This window comes from Zavarzinella sp. (assembly GCA_041399155.1).
In the GTDB taxonomy this organism is placed as follows: domain Bacteria; phylum Planctomycetota; class Planctomycetia; order Gemmatales; family Gemmataceae; genus JAWKTI01.
Genome location: JAWKTI010000003.1, coordinates 473,825 through 488,974 on the forward strand (window position 1 = coordinate 473,825; position 15,150 = coordinate 488,974).

Sequence of the window (15,150 nt, forward strand, 5' to 3'; positions counted from 1 at the left end):
GCGATGTTTGGTTGTCAGAACCCCTGATATCGCAGAAAGACCCATCTTTTTACACCCCAATTTGCTAAATCAGTTACCCAACCCTCCCGAATGACCGGTTGCACTCGATTGCAGGAGCGTACTATGGCGAGACTGGCATCCCTGCTGAATGGTTATCTCGGCTTGTGATGGAAGATGAGATTCGTTCTTTGGCGGACCGACTTACACAAGGTCCCAACGCATCTGGCGATGGAACGGAAGTGCAAGAATGACTGCATAGATTTTGATTGAGGAAGTGAGAGAACGATGGATACTTTTCGCGGGAATGACGATTTCAGGTGGGCACCAGTTGATTGATTGATTGATTGATTGATTGATTGATTGATTGTACTTCGAGATTCTCCTTAAGACGGTTGTGTAACAACCGTCATTCCCGCGTAGGCGGGACTATAGAAAGAAGTAAGAATCGCCGCGCGGATTCTTTTGTCGAAGATAATCGGCGCGGACATGTTAATGGGTCCGCGATTGAGCATATACTAAAAGTGACGGCCACAGGCGCCCTAAGCAAGCGATTGGAGCAGGAATCGCTTCGTATCCACGTTCGCGACTCTGCTCAATCGCGGATCCCTTCGGTGGCATGATTATCTGCCGTGTCGAGGCGAATATGGAAAATTCCGATCACCTTATTATTCCGGTCTACCTGAATCAACGTGTAGTCTTCGATTTCGTTGCTTCACTACAAGGTGGATTAGCCGAGGTGACTAAGATCTCCGAAACCCAAAAAGTGACCGGCGAAACCGCCACCGAAGCAAGCGGAAGTTTTGGCCTAAGCAAGGTATTATCATCACTCCTCAGGATTGATTTCTCTGGCAAAGCTTCGACAAAAGCTGCAGGAGAGTCAAATACAACGCGAAGTGAGGATCGCATTCATACGCCAGCCTCATTATTCATGCACCTACGTGCATTGCTCAGAGGGAAGAATTGGCTCCAAACGGATTCCGCAACGCTTAAGCTTAACCCTGGTGATATAGTCGAATTCTCCGCGAGGATGCAGCCTAACCCCTTGATAAAGACTCTTGATACTTTTCTCGAAGTCCTCGATATTCATAGTGCGTTTACTTCGGACTCAGGTAAATTTGGCAAAGGAAAATCCCCTGCAAATAAGACGGATGATCTGACGAAGATGAAGAAGCAAATGCAGGCAATGTTGTCCGCAATGAAGGGTGGAACAACATCCGACTTAACTACCGCGCCCTTGGATTCTAAGTACCGTTGTATCATCACCTTAGAAAAGCAATTCTTGAACGACCCATCGATGTCTGACTTGGTAGATGGCACATTCCGTGTCGTCGGAAAAGTGACTCGTGCGATACATGGAGACACCGAAGCGATTAGCTTGAATCGAAACACGGCTATTGGATGTCTACCTGATTCTGTGCTTGGCCAGATTGCGACCGCATTTGAGGAGCCAGAAATGCAGGCTTTGCGACTTCCCAAATTCGAATGGGAAATCAGGGGGCCAGTTATTCAAGTTCTACCTGTTGCCATCTTCACCTAGGCAATTGCCAAATAAGTGGTTGCACCTGACCTCAGCACCATATGTCGTTTTCAGTACTACGACTCGATTGACGCCGCGGTAGGTGGTGTTCGGTAGAACCCACACATTTCTCGCCGGGCGGGAAGTCCGAAGTTTTTGGACAAAGTACGATCAACTAGGCGATCACGTCACCTGTTATCCAAAATGCAAATGTCTGCGACCGCATTTCGCAAAAACTGTCGCAGTGGTACGTGGTACCTGCTGCAGGTTTTTCTTGTTCACCAGCCGGAAGCGGGTGCCACTTTCGCTATTTCCCGGTGGGCATCATAAACTATCTGATATCTTTCAGCCAGGAGTATTTTTTCAATGTCGAACACAACCGAAGCCCTGTCTACGGGAACCTACCGCCAACTGTATATCAACGGCAAGTGGGTCGATTCGAGCAGTGGGGAGCGTTTGCAGGTCATTAACCCCGCCACGGAAGAAAGTATCAGCGAAGTAGCGATGGGTACCCGAGCCGATTGCACTGCCGCGATTGATGCTGCCTACCAGGCAATGGTGGGCTGGCGGAAATTGACCGCCTATGACAGGGCCAAAATTCTGAAGAAAACCGCCGACCTGATGCGGGAGCGTGCGGATGGAATCGCCCGCACGCTGACAATGGAACAAGGCAAGCCAGTGCCCGAAGCGAAAGCGGAAGTGCTGCACTCTGCCGATACCTTCGAGTGGTTTGCCGAGGAAGGAAAGCGGGCTTACGGTCAGGTGATCCCAAACAGTGCCCCAGGGAAACGCCACATGACCATCAAGCACCCCGTGGGTGTGGTGGGTGCGATTGGCCCCTGGAACTTCCCTATTACGTTGCAGGCACGCAAAATTGCCCCCGCTCTGGCGGCAGGCTGCACTATTGTTTGCAAACCGGCCAGCCAGACCCCACTGTCACTCATTAATGTATTTGATTGTTTGATCGATGCGGGCTTGCCGGCGGGTGTTGCCAATCTGATTATTGGCCCAGCCAGCCAGATTGCGGATGAATTTCTGGAAAATCGCAAAATTCAAAAAATCAGCTTCACCGGCAGCACCAACGTGGGCAAACAGTTGATGCGACGTGCGGCCGATCAGGTGAAACGCCTCAGCCTGGAACTTGGTGGGCACGCACCGTTCATTGTGTTTCCCGATGCTGATCCGGAACTGGTTGCAAAAGCGGCCGTGATCGGTAAGTTCCGCAATAATGGGCAGGTCTGTATTTCCCCCAGTCGTTTTTATGTCCACCGCGACATCAAAGCACGATTCATGGAAGTGGCGATTCAGGCAGCAAAGAACCTGAAAATCGGCAACGGCCTGGACACCGGCATTGAAGTGGGGCCGATGTTCGAAGCGAAAGCCCTCGAAAGCACCAAACAACTGATTGATGATGCCGCCAGCAAAGGCGCCACCATCGAAACAGGTGGGGATCGCAGTACACGGTTCAACAAAGGGTACTTTTTTGAACCCACGATCCTCAGTGGGCTGAACGAGGAGTGCCGCGTGCTGACTGAAGAGCCATTCGCACCTGTAATGCCCATCATGGAGTTCGAATCGACCGAACAAGTGCTGCAAATGGCCAACAAATCGGTGTATGGTCTTGCAGCGTATGTGTTTACGAACGATCTGAGCACCATGTGGCAAATGGCGGAAGGGCTGGAAGCGGGTATTATCGGCATGAACGATCCCGTACCTGCGACCCCACAGTGCCCATTCGGTGGGATGAAAGAAAGTGGTCTGGGACGTGAACTGGCTCACGAAGGGCTGGAGGCCTACCTGGAAACCAAGTACATCAGCATGAAGCTGCGTGATGGCATCGCCTGATTCTCATTCTTTTTTCACAATTTTCTATGCAACCCACCAATTTTCAGACGGGAAATGAAGTTCGCCTGGCTTGCCGCACGGGTGAACTGCGGGGTCCCACGCCAGGGATGGCACCTGGGTATGTTCAGGCGAACCTGGTCTGCTTGCCCGCTGAGGTTGCTGCCGATTTTGAACAGTTCTGTCGCATGAATTCCCAGCCGTGCCCCCTGCTGGAAGTTCTCCCACCTGGGTGCGTGGAACCAGTACGCACCGCACCGGGTGCAGATGTGCGTTTCGACCTGCCACGCTATCGAATCTGGCTGAACGGAGAATGCACCGCAGAGCCCGCTGAAATTTCCTGCTGGTGGCGGGACGATTTACAAACCTTTCTGTTAGGTTGTTCTTTCACTTTTGAAAACGCACTGTTGGCAGCAGGTGTGCCGGTGCGACATATTGACCAGCATTTGAACGTGCCCATGTATCGCACGAACATCGATTGCCAGCCAGTGGGGCGTTTTGCCGGCAAAATGGTGGTGTCGATGCGACCAATGACCCCTCAACAGGCAAAAGAAGCCTCCGAAATCTGTGGGCATTACCAATTGGCCCATGGCAGGCCAATTCAGATCGGTGAACCAGCCAAATTAGGGATTTCAAGCATTGACCAGCCGGATTACGGGGATGCGGTGCCCATTTCGTCTGGCGAAGTTCCCGTATTCTGGGCGTGCGGTGTTACCCCACAATCGGTGCTGCAACAGGCCCGGTTACCATTTGCAATCACCCACGCACCTGGTCATATGTTTGTGACTGATCTGCAGGACAGCGATTTGTGCGACAAGACGGTGATTTGACCGCAAAGTAGCAAACCGCACAACGATGCCACTTCGAGTTTCTGCAGTAAATTTCCGCTTTCGCGGGAATGACGTTCCGCGGTGGGTTTCAGTTCATTAGGTACACTTCGTGTTTCTAGACTGGATTCCCGCCTTCGCGGGAATGACGGTTGTTGCACCATCCAGCAAGAGAACCCAATGCTTTTATCACAACCCGATTCAACTTAATTCGCAATATTGCAGCATTTCAAAAATATAATATTGCAATATTATTGTCTTGGCACTGTCAGTTGGGGAACTTTCACTTCAGGTGCATTATCGTCAATTTTTCGCCAGCCACCGGACGATTTTTCTTCATTGGCGGGCAGGAAAAAACTACTGGCTGGTCCCTGCTCTTTGGGTGCATCTTTCTTCGAGGCGAGGTTTTCTACCACGTCTTTGGCTTTTTCGAGGCCTTTTTTGCCATCTTCCAGGATTTTGCCCGTATTTAATTCAACAGCAATGTCCTGTTTGCCGGTTTCATTCGATTTGCGGGAAATGTTGTACCAGCCGAGGTACCAGCCCGCACCTGCAAATGCGAGTGCGGCCATTCCCACCAGTGCGAACATATTTTTCATGATTCACTCCTTTGAAAACAATTTCGTGTATCTGAATCTATCTTGGACATTTGGTCAAGCCCGACGCACGTGGGGGCCATTTTCATGAGAACGCACCTCGATTTGGAAACTTGCGACGAAAATGAACCGACGGCCAGTCCGAACTATCTAATAGGGTACTGGTGGTGCGATTTCACCGTTTTGTGGCAACGATTTTAATGATTTTCCGGGCAATCCCATAGACAAAGATTGTTTTGCCCTTTTCTTATCGAGCCAGAACAAGGTAAAATGGATAAGGCGTTTCATCTCATAAGGATACTGGTGGAACGCAATCTTGAACCCCCGCACCGCCGACGGGTTTTCCTACCCGAAAACAATTGACACAACGCGTGGGAATCGTCTTGCAGGTGCGAGTGCGCCAGGAACGAGGAGAACAATAATGAGCATCAACGGCACAGCCATTCTGGCAGGATTACGCACAGAAAGCGATATTTTCGATTTTCAGAAGCTGCACTGGGAAGGAACTTTTGCCCAATACCTGGATATTGTGGTGGAAAATCCCCAGGTCACACGGACAGCGTATCAGCGTCTGTACGACATGATTATGTCCCACGGAACAGATGAAAGTTACGAAAACAAAGAAAAACTAACTCGTTACAAATTTTTTACCGAATATGGTGCCCGCCTGGGGGAAGCAGTGTACGGAATCGACCGCACCCTGCAGCAACTGGTGAACACCTTCAAATCAGCCGCACAGGGCTATGGCACCGAAAAACGGGTGCTGTTGCTGCACGGTCCTGTGGGATCGGCAAAAAGCACAATCGCTCGTTTGCTCAAACGAGGATTAGAAGATTATTCCCGCTCTGATAGTGGTCAATTATATAGTTATGGATGGAAAATGCCTGATGGCACGGTGCAGAAGTGCCCCATGCATGAAGAACCACTGCACTTAATTCCCACAGAACAGCGGGCTCGCGTGCTGGAACAGTTGAACGCCAACAAGCAGGGAAACCACCACATTACCATCAGTGGGGACCTCTGCCCATTCTGCCGCCAGATGTTCATGGAACGGATGAAGCAGTACAACGGCGACTGGCTCAAAGTAATGGAAGATATTGTGGTGTTCCGCGTGCTGCTTTCGGAACAGGATCGGATCGGCATCGGAACTTTCCAGCCGAAAGATGAGAAAAATCAGGACTCCACGGAACTGACCGGGGATATCAACTACCGCAAAATTGCAGAATACGGCAGCGATTCCGACGCACGTGCGTTTAATTTTGACGGGGAATTGAATATCGCCAACCGTGGGCTGGTGGAATTCATCGAAGTGCTGAAACTGGACGTGGCTTTCCTTTACGACCTGCTGGGTGCGTCGCAGGAACACAAGATCAAGCCGAAGAAGTTTGCCCAGACTGACATCGATGAAGTAATACTTGGTCATACCAATGCACCCGAATATAAACGGCTGCAGAACAACGAATTCATGGAAGCATTGCGGGACAGAACCGTCAAAATTGATGTGCCTTATGTCACCCGCCTGCGGGATGAGGTGCGTATTTATGAAAAGGATTTTAATGTTCAGAAGGTGATGGGCAAGCACATTGCCCCCCACACGATTGAAATTGCAGCCATGTGGGCCGTGCTGACGCGATTGGATCCACCGAAGAACCACCAATTGTCGTTAATGCAAAAATTAAAACTTTATAATGGAAAAACCCTTCCCGGTTTCACCGAAGACAGCATTCAGGATCTTCGGCGGGAATCGCCCAACGAAGGGATGACGGGAATTTCCCCACGGTACATTCAGGACAAGATTTCCAACGCCCTGGTGGCCCACCCGGATGAGGATAATCTCAATCCGTTCATGGTGCTGAAAGAGCTGGAAGAGGGCCTGCGGCACCACGCACTGATTACGGATGAGGAAACGCTGAAGCACTACCGCGAGCTGATTGCCAGCGTGAAAGAGGAATATGAAGATATTGTGAAGAACGAGGTACAGCGGGCGATTGCTGCAGATGAAGAAGCTCTCACCAGACTGTGTGGCAACTACATCGATAATGTAAAGGCGTATACTCAGCACGAAAAAGTTCGCAACCGTTACACCGGTGCTTATGAAGAGCCGGATGAACGCCTGATGCGGTCGGTCGAGGAGAAAATCGACATCCCAGAGACCAGAAAAGAGGATTTCCGCAGAGAAATCATGAACTATATCGGTGCTCTTGCAATTGACGGTAAGAAGTTTGACTATAAGACAAATGAACGTCTGCAAAAGGCACTGGAACTGAAACTGTTTGAGGATCAGAAGGATACCATCAAACTGACTTCACTGGTTTCCAACGTGGTGGATAAAGCCACGCAGGAAAAGATCGATATTGTGAAGCAGCGGCTGATCCGGAATTACGGTTACAATGAATCGAGTGCGACAGACGTGCTGACCTATGTGGCGAGTATCTTCGCCCGCGGTCAAACCAAGAAATAACCACGTCAGTGGTGAGATGGGTGGGGGCCTGACCGACGGAAAAGTGTGAACCTGGTCAGGCCGGAAGGTGCAGCCATAAGCATCGTACCGGGCGGCTCAGGGCACCCCCATCCTTCTCACCACTGCGGGTTACCCTGCCACATTCGCTTCTTATCCCACCATCAATCATGCGAGGTGCTCGTCACCATGGGTAAAAAGATCGAACGCGACTTGCAGCGCTTCCACAAATTAGTGCGTGGAAAAATCAAATCGAACCTCGGCAAGTATATTTCCCGTGGCGAACTGATTGGCAAGAAAGGGAAAGACGTGGTCAGCATCCCACTGCCCTCGATCAATCTTCCACAGTTCCGTTTTGGCAAAAAAGGCTCCGGTGGGGTGGGTTCCGGCGAAGGTCAGGTCGGCCAGCCACTGTCCGATCCGGATCAGGATGGCAACGCACCCGGCCAGGCGGGGGATCAGCCCGGCGGCCACATTCTGGAAGTGGAACTTACACTGGAAGAATTAACCGACATTCTGGGCGAAGAACTACAATTGCCCCGCATCGAGCCACGTGGCAAAAAGAACCTGGTAACCGAAAAAGATAAATATTCCAGCATTCGCCGCGTGGGGCCGGAATCGCTGCGGCATTTCAAACGCACCTACCGCAGTGCGTTAAAACGCCAGATTGCCTCCGGCACGTACAACCCCACCGATCCGAAAATCATCCCGATTCGGGAAGATAAACGCTACCGCAGTTGGAAAACGGTGCAGAAACCAGACGCTGTGGCGTGCGTCATCTACATGATGGATGTTTCCGGCTCGATGACCGACGAGCAGAAAGAGATTGTGCGGATCGAATCGTTCTGGATTGATAGCTGGATCAAGGCCCACTACCAGGGGGTAGAGCAGGTCTACATCATCCACGATGCCTATGCGAAGGAAGTGGATGAACACACGTTCTACCACACCCGCGAAAGTGGGGGCACCCGCATCAGCAGTGCCTACAGTCTGGCGAACAAAATTATCGACAGTCGTTACCCACCAGAAGAGTGGAATCTGTATGCCTTCCACTTTTCTGATGGTGATAACTGGAGCGACGATGTCCAGCGCTGCCTGAACCTGCTGTACGACCAACTACTGCCCAAAGTGAACCTTTTCGGCTATGGCCAGGTCGAAAGCCCCTACGGCAGTGGAGAGTTTATCCACTTTCTGGAAGCCCTCAGCCAGGACCAGCCCAACCTCGTCCTCAGCCAGATCCCCGACCGCGAAAGCATCATCCATTCGATCAAGCAGTTCCTCTCCACGGGAAGGTGAGAATTCAGAAATGATCGAAGAAAATTCAAACTTTACTACTGTACTACTTTACTACTAATACACTGGTGTAACAACCTGCTAATGAAATACTGTGAATTGCAGTTGGAATATGATAAATCCAGAGTTCACAAACTCTGGATTGAATAGTATACTCAAATGAAAAAATGTCCAAATGTCTTATGACATAAAACTATATATTAACCTCTAAAAAGTCTTATCTTTCAAGATATAAACAATAAAGGTCCAACTTATGTAACTTAGTGTGAGTCGAATAGGTGAAAGATAAAATTATGCAAGAAAATTCTTGGCAAAATCAGGTGTTTATGTATAATGTTAATGTTTACGTACAATTTGGCGTATTATAGATGGAACAGATTAACTTAGATCCTGTTGAATTAATAATGCAAGTTGCGAATTCGACTAGTAATGAGCAAGTGTCAGCGATGGCTCAGCTAATCGGATTGGAGGTTAGTATCCTCAATGAGGATGGGAGTTATTCTGTGCCCGGTCATCAGATAATGAAATTAATTGCACATCCCAACACGCCGAAAGTGTACAATAGGCCATATTGCGACAAAGATCTGTTTGATGACTGGTATGTTGAATTTTCTAAAATTCAACAAGAAAAATGCCTGATGCAATTAGGCACGCCTGTTAAGCAATCACGAAGCACTGTTAGAAGAGTGTGGCGTCATCGCGCGAATGCAAATGAACGCCTTGCAGAGTGGATCTCAGAAGTTAGAATTGCTTTGCCTGATGGTATTGGTGGCGCACCTCGGAAGTTACTGAGAATAGATATCTCACTCAACACATCATTTGAAGCAATTACGCCCCTTACAACTAACGAGCGACGGTTGATGAGGACTCTGCTAGGTGGACATGAATTCAAGCTATCGAACGAATATGAATTTCATTATGAGCACGATATCGATGGAAATTTCACAAAGATAGATCAGCGTGCCTCAGATTTATTTGGTATACCGCAAGAGCTGTGTGCGGCTTATTCCATTTATGATATTTATGCAACAAAATCTGCTCGTCGGCATGCTAGAGCTACCATAGCCAAGTATTTAGTTGGTAAAGCTCCAAAGAATCCAACTTACATTATTCCTGTAAGGCTACCTTACGGAAGATGCATACTCTTAGATGTGCGCACACAGTATTGTCCTAACAATCAGGTTTTTCAAGGCCGTGCTCGAGATGCAAACCGTGAACTAAATACATCTCTAATGCGATACGCCCGCATTGTGGAATCAGGGCAAGTTGCAGGCTGGGATCGCATTCTTGGTGAACGCAATCCTAACAAACATATTACTGTATCAAATCGTTGGCGGGAAATATTCGGACTTTCAAGTGATGAGCCTGTCACTACCGAAACGTTTTTGGCCTGTGTTGTTGAAGAGGATCGCATGCGAGTCGCTTCGGCGATTTTGCAAAACGAGGAAGGTAAAGCATACGACATTGAATTCAGAATTTTAATTGATGGACGTGAAAAATGGATACATGCAAATGGCAAACGATCTTCCTATGAAAGCCTGTATTATGTATCTGGCCAAATCGAGGATATCACAGATCGAAAACAAGCACTATTGTTGCTGCATTCTATATCTGATACTTCGCCGCAAATGATATTTATTAAAGATGAAGAAGGTAAATTTGTATACGCAAATCGAGCTCTCGCAGCATTTTATGGATTTAGTTCTGGCAATGAACTTGAACACAAGTCGGATCGAGATGTGTACCATGGTGATGACCGTGAGGCAATTGCACGTCAACTTCGCATTTTCGAATCGGCAGACCAGGAAGCGATCGATGCTGCACGATCACATAAGAATTTTGTCACTTCGTGTAAAGAAGAAATTATCCCGCCACCTAGTAACATCAACCGTCAAACAAAGTGGTACTCGACTGTAAAGAGTTCATTCGAATACGCGGGCCGACCACATGTTCTCGGAGTTTCTACTGATGTAACAGATTTAGTGCTCCGAAATGATGCATTGTATCAAATGTTTATGCATGCCCCAATCATAATGTATATCAAAGATGCTCATGGAAACTATATTGTAGCAAACCATGAATTTGCGAAAGCCATGTCAACTTCTTCGCATACATGCCGAGTTTGTGACGTCATTGGTAAGAGTGCTGATTTTTTCTTTTCGACAAATACACGCGAAGCTATCCGACTAAGGAATTACGACAATACTGCTCTTGTCTACGGAGAATGGAGCGGCACAGAAGATGTTAGACTTCCAAATGGGCAATTGCGTCGGTTTACTGGACATAAATTTCGCTGCGACCTTGTAGTAGATGGGCTAGCTCGCCCGCACATAGTCGGCGCATATCTTGATGTCACAGACAACTACGATGCAACACGATATCGCAACATCAGCCCTTTCGTAAAATCGATAGATCATGATGCTCTATCTCATTTCCTTGGATATATTAAAAGTCAGTTGCAGCTAATTGGCAAAGAAACTGCAGTTGCTATGGTAGATTCAGTTGCCAGAACGTTGGGGCTCATGTCGGCAATTGATAGTAGCAGAGCGTATCGTGATAGAATGCCACTAGGTTCACAAAACTTGTTGCTATCGAGTTGTGTGGCAATTGCTAATGATATGTGCAATCAAATCGGACTTGAATACCCAAGTGTCGTTTATTTAAGTGATCCAATCATTGTTAAAGCACATGCGAATGCAATTACTACTGTTCTATATCATCTGATCTATAATGCAAAGAAATATACGATCGATCCACGCGATACTGACGACAAAAAAATCGTTGTTTCCGTCGCACAATTAGAAGGGTGGACAACTCTAACAGTTAGCGACGCAGGTCGCGGAGTCAATGGCATAGATTTAAATATACTAGGCTGTCCTGGAACTCGCTTCCCAGTCACCAGTGACTCTATTCCTGGCAATGGCAACGGATGGTATATTGTAAAGGAAACTGTTATAAACGTTTTACAAGGGAAAATCTCGCCTTATCCGCTTCTTGGTAACTCGCGAGGTGGAGCTGACGCAATTGTCACTCTTCCTACATCGCTATTTACACATTCTTAAACACAGGGGCCAACTATGTCAGATGAAAAAAATACCAACTTGCCACGTGTTATCGTCGTAAACGATGTCCCCTATCTGAGGGAAAGCATCAAAACGCAGTTAGAGGAACGTGGTTATTTTGTCACTTCAGTAAATGCTAATACACATGCCGAGTTTTTACCTAAGCTTCGCGCTCATTTAAATCGTATTAATCTCTATGACTTTTTAATTCTCGATATTCAACTTGGGAATGACTTCTTTGGTGGAATTCATCTGTATAACGCATTAGTTTCCCAGAATAAGAGGCTGTGCTGGAAGCATACTATTATCTTGTCTCAACATGCGCACAAACCAATTCACTCAATTGGATGGAGTACCTCTGATATCCGAGAAGCATACATTATTCGTATTTTTGCTGAAACAGCTGGCATTTCTGAAGACAATATTTTTAATTCATTACATGACGCACATGAACCAGTATTTGCACGAATGAATAAATTGCTTTATCAGCCCCCTGCACCGATTTGTTATGCGTGCCATCAACATTTATGATATATGTACACTATCAAATACTCCTTTTTGATACAAGGTGATATTTATTTTGGAAAAATTCACAAAAAAGTTTCTGCAGACGCAAATATTTGTCAAATAAGCAGTTATGGCAAGTTGCTACACCCCAAAACTCGCCCCGACAACAAGAAAATTGCTAAATCCAAGCAAGTCGTGGATATATTAATATAGCGTGGAAATAATTTCATGCTCTGTAATTGTTCGGTTGAGAAACGCTTTTTCAGGTGGGTGCTATGGGCAGGTCAATTCTGGGGTTTACTTCCCTGTTCCTCTTCACCATGTTCGGGCAGGCACAACAGGTCAGCAATCTGCACCAGTTGAAATCCGACCTGAACGTGCCTGTGGTGACAGATGATCCCCCGGCTGCGGGTCGTCGGGTGCGGCTGACTCTGCCAAACTATCAGGACTGGAAACTTTCTCATGCCGTTTACCTCCCCACTGATTGGCAGTCGGGTAAGCAATACCCGGTCATCTTCGAATTTCCTGGGAATGGTGGTTTCAAAAACAAACTGGGTGATACTTGTACCGGACGAGTAGAGGATTGCAAACTGGGCTACGGCATCAGTAGTGGGCGGGGCATGATCTGGGTCTGCCTGCCTTTCGTCGATCCAAAATCGAAGGCACATGCACTGAACTGGTGGGGTGATCCGGACGAAACAGCGAAATACTGTCGGGAAGTTGTGGCACAGATTTGCCGGGATTATGGAGGCAACCCCGAGGCACAGATTCTGACTGGGTTCTCGCGCGGTGCTCTGGCTTGTAGTTACATTGGTCTGCGCGATGACGAAACGGCAAAGCTATGGCGGGCAATCATCACCCACAGTCACTTCGATGGTGTGCGAAGGTGGAATTATCCGGAAGATGATGTGGTTGCTGCCCGCAAACGTTTGCAGCGATTGAACGGACGCCCACTGTATGTTTCTCATGAGCAATCGGTGGCTGAGATCGACAAGTTCCTGCAGATAACGGAGATCAAAGCCACACTTCGCAAACTTCCTTACCCAAACCACAGCGACGAGTGGGTGCTGAAAGATATCCCCGAACGGGCTGAATTGCGAAAATGGCTGGCAGATGTGCTGAAAAAGTAATGTGCAACGAATGAAGATATGATTTTTTCAATCGTGTATTTTCATTTTTGCAGGTTCTAAAACAGACCTGCCAGTGGCCCCCCACGTGCGGCCAGTTCATCCACGCGTTTCGTTACCGCAGGGTCTTCCACCAAAGGTGGGGCGTGGTGAGGTTTGATGCGGGCATCAATCACCAAAGAACCTCGACAGCCCCAGTGTTTCTGTTCGATAAATTCATCGATTCCATAGATATCCTGGGCGGGATCGGATCGGGTGAATGTCACCCAAAGGAAGTTGTTCAGGCTCGCAGCAGCGAACGCCAGGTCATCCACCACGACCAGCAGAGGGAACTTTTCTGCGAAATCGCTCTGGTGGTGCAGCACCTGCTGTAAGCGGGTCAGCGTGTCCGATCGATCGAAAAACCGGCTCCCCTGCACCAGCAGCACCCCAGGAATGGTGCTGGCAACAGGCCCAACGCTGGCGAATAATTCCCGAAATGGAGTGGGATCAGTGCCTAACTGGCGACGAACCGGTCCCGCACCCGCGATGACGACTTTGGAACCCTCATTCAGGCCACTGCCAGAATAATCGAGTGTATCCATCGTGGTGCGTGTCTGAAAATGGAGATCACGTTGCCAATCGACTCGCTGCAGCAGGTGAACCAGAAACTCATCAATGTGGTGGGTGGTCAGTTTCGGATCATCCTGGTGGGCGGCAATCAGCAGATATTTTGCCAGTGAAAGCTGCCCCTGGCCCAGAATGGCGTTGGCACAGGTCAGTAGTTCGCGTGGTTTGCGCTTGCCGCTGTACGGCACGTACCGCTCGCTGCCGATTGCCAGCAGCAGTGGGTGCACACCTGCCGCATCCACTGCATGCACTTCGTGCACGCCGGGCAGCACCGTGGGGATCAGGGGACCAGTGATTTCGTGAATTATTTCACCAAATGAGGTATCTTCCTGCGGTGGCCTGCCCACCACGGTAAACGGCCAGATGGCATTCGTGCGGTGGAATACTTTCCGCACCCGTAAGACCGGAAAATCATGCACTTTGGCGTAATACCCCAGGTGATCGCCGAATGGGCCTTCCGGTTTCGTTTCCCCAGGATAAATTTCGCCACAAATGCAGAAATCGACATCTGAGGGCACGACAGGCCAGGTGCGGCCATCGATTTGGGGTGCTGCCAGTCGCACCCGCCTGCCACCTAATGCACCGGCAAATAATAGTTCGGGCAGGTCATCTGGCAGTGGCATTACTGCCGACAAAATCAATGAGGGTGGCCCACCAACCAGGATGTTGACAGGCAACGGTTCGCCACGTTCCATCGCTCGCTGGTGGTGAATGCCAATCCCACGGTGAAGTTGGTAATGCAGACCCACTTCCTGATCCTGGAGGTAGTCGTTGCCAGCTAATTGGACTCGGTACATGCCCAGATTGGACCGTCGCCAGCCCGGTTGATCCGGGTGGTGGCTGAAAACAAGCGGCAGGGTGACAAAAGGCCCACCATCATCTGGCCAGGAAACCAGTTTGGGCAACTGGCTGATGGTGGTTTCGTTGGCAAAAACGCTCCCACGTCGAACCCGTTTGGGCAGCATCGACAATGCAGCACCGGGTAATCGCCAGAGTTGCCAGAACCGTTTCAGTGCCGCAGGTGGGTCCATTTTTACCCGAATCAGCGTCTGAACGGTGCGTAACGTGTGGCGAAACAGGTACCGCGTTCGTTCTGGAGTACCAAAAATGTTCCCCACCATCGGGAAACGACAGCCCTTCGGCCGGGTAAACAGCAATGCAGGCCCCTGAGCCTGGTAAGTGCGTCGCTGGATCTCTGCCATTTCCAGGTGGGGATCGATTTCATGATCGATCCGCCGCACCATTCCTGCTTTTTCGAGATCCCGCACACAATCGTGAAGAGTTCGGTGAATCATCATCGGCAATCGTATGGA

10 protein-coding genes and 1 other RNA gene are annotated in these 15,150 nt (G+C 49.0%); 9 read left to right on the forward strand and 2 right to left on the reverse strand.

Annotation, left to right across the window (positions count from 1 at the left end; genetic code table 11):
• Window positions 1-643: 643 nt before the first annotated feature.
• The 3 genes from R3B84_16095 (at window position 644) to R3B84_16105 (ending at window position 4,188) form a co-directional block, all read left to right on the forward strand.
• Window positions 644-1,537 carry a hypothetical protein gene (locus R3B84_16095; GenBank protein ID MEZ6142087.1) on the forward strand — a complete coding sequence of 298 codons (894 nt, stop codon included), beginning with the start codon at window positions 644-646 and terminating at the stop codon, window positions 1,535-1,537.
• Between the two features lie 345 nt (window positions 1,538-1,882).
• Window positions 1,883-3,361 carry an NAD-dependent succinate-semialdehyde dehydrogenase gene (locus tag R3B84_16100; GenBank protein ID MEZ6142088.1) on the forward strand — a complete coding sequence of 493 codons (1,479 nt, stop codon included), beginning with the start codon at window positions 1,883-1,885 and terminating at the stop codon, window positions 3,359-3,361.
• Between the two features lie 26 nt (window positions 3,362-3,387).
• A complete protein-coding gene (locus R3B84_16105; protein ID MEZ6142089.1) occupies window positions 3,388-4,188 on the forward strand; it encodes a putative hydro-lyase in 801 nt (266 codons plus the stop codon).
• 248 nt (window positions 4,189-4,436) lie between these two features.
• Here the strand turns inward: R3B84_16105 and R3B84_16110 are convergent, their stop codons facing one another.
• The gene (locus tag R3B84_16110; GenBank protein ID MEZ6142090.1) at window positions 4,437-4,784 is read right to left on the reverse strand and encodes a hypothetical protein; all 348 of its coding nucleotides are present in this window, start codon (window positions 4,782-4,784) and stop codon (window positions 4,437-4,439) included.
• 418 nt (window positions 4,785-5,202) lie between these two features.
• Here R3B84_16110 and R3B84_16115 point away from each other — a divergent pair, with 418 nt between their 5' ends.
• From R3B84_16115 to R3B84_16140, 6 genes are all read left to right on the forward strand, one after another.
• A complete protein-coding gene (locus R3B84_16115; protein MEZ6142091.1) occupies window positions 5,203-7,242 on the forward strand; it encodes a serine protein kinase in 2,040 nt (679 codons plus the stop codon).
• A gap of 19 nt (window positions 7,243-7,261) precedes the next feature.
• An RNA gene (ffs, locus tag R3B84_16120) (signal recognition particle sRNA small type) lies at window positions 7,262-7,357 on the forward strand.
• A 71-nt stretch (window positions 7,358-7,428) separates the two neighbouring features.
• Entirely contained in the window at window positions 7,429-8,535 is a 1,107-nt protein-coding gene (locus R3B84_16125; GenBank protein ID MEZ6142092.1) for a DUF444 family protein, read from the forward strand.
• 365 nt (window positions 8,536-8,900) lie between these two features.
• Complete coding sequence (locus R3B84_16130; GenBank protein ID MEZ6142093.1) at window positions 8,901-11,594, forward strand: PAS domain S-box protein; 2,694 nt, start codon at window positions 8,901-8,903, stop codon at window positions 11,592-11,594.
• 15 nt (window positions 11,595-11,609) lie between these two features.
• The gene (locus R3B84_16135; GenBank protein MEZ6142094.1) at window positions 11,610-12,125 is read left to right on the forward strand and encodes a hypothetical protein; all 516 of its coding nucleotides are present in this window, start codon (window positions 11,610-11,612) and stop codon (window positions 12,123-12,125) included.
• Window positions 12,126-12,376: 251 nt separating this feature from the next.
• Window positions 12,377-13,231, forward strand: coding sequence for a hypothetical protein (locus R3B84_16140; protein ID MEZ6142095.1), 855 nt, complete (start codon window positions 12,377-12,379; stop codon window positions 13,229-13,231).
• Window positions 13,232-13,287: 56 nt separating this feature from the next.
• On the opposite strand, the gene R3B84_16145 is transcribed toward R3B84_16140, so the two are convergent.
• Window positions 13,288-15,135, reverse strand: coding sequence for a UbiD family decarboxylase (locus R3B84_16145; protein MEZ6142096.1), 1,848 nt, complete (start codon window positions 15,133-15,135; stop codon window positions 13,288-13,290).
• Window positions 15,136-15,150: the final 15 nt, after the last annotated feature.

Coding starts and splice junctions, on each gene's coding strand:
- R3B84_16095 (MEZ6142087.1), top strand. CDS start 644: ATGGAAAATTCCGATCACCTTATTATTCCGGTCTACCTGAATCAACGT.
- R3B84_16100 (MEZ6142088.1), top strand. CDS start 1,883: ATGTCGAACACAACCGAAGCCCTGTCTACGGGAACCTACCGCCAACTG.
- R3B84_16105 (MEZ6142089.1), top strand. CDS start 3,388: ATGCAACCCACCAATTTTCAGACGGGAAATGAAGTTCGCCTGGCTTGC.
- R3B84_16110 (MEZ6142090.1), bottom strand. CDS start 4,784: ATGAAAAATATGTTCGCACTGGTGGGAATGGCCGCACTCGCATTTGCA.
- R3B84_16115 (MEZ6142091.1), top strand. CDS start 5,203: ATGAGCATCAACGGCACAGCCATTCTGGCAGGATTACGCACAGAAAGC.
- R3B84_16125 (MEZ6142092.1), top strand. CDS start 7,429: ATGGGTAAAAAGATCGAACGCGACTTGCAGCGCTTCCACAAATTAGTG.
- R3B84_16130 (MEZ6142093.1), top strand. CDS start 8,901: ATGGAACAGATTAACTTAGATCCTGTTGAATTAATAATGCAAGTTGCG.
- R3B84_16135 (MEZ6142094.1), top strand. CDS start 11,610: ATGTCAGATGAAAAAAATACCAACTTGCCACGTGTTATCGTCGTAAAC.
- R3B84_16140 (MEZ6142095.1), top strand. CDS start 12,377: ATGGGCAGGTCAATTCTGGGGTTTACTTCCCTGTTCCTCTTCACCATG.
- R3B84_16145 (MEZ6142096.1), bottom strand. CDS start 15,135: ATGATGATTCACCGAACTCTTCACGATTGTGTGCGGGATCTCGAAAAA.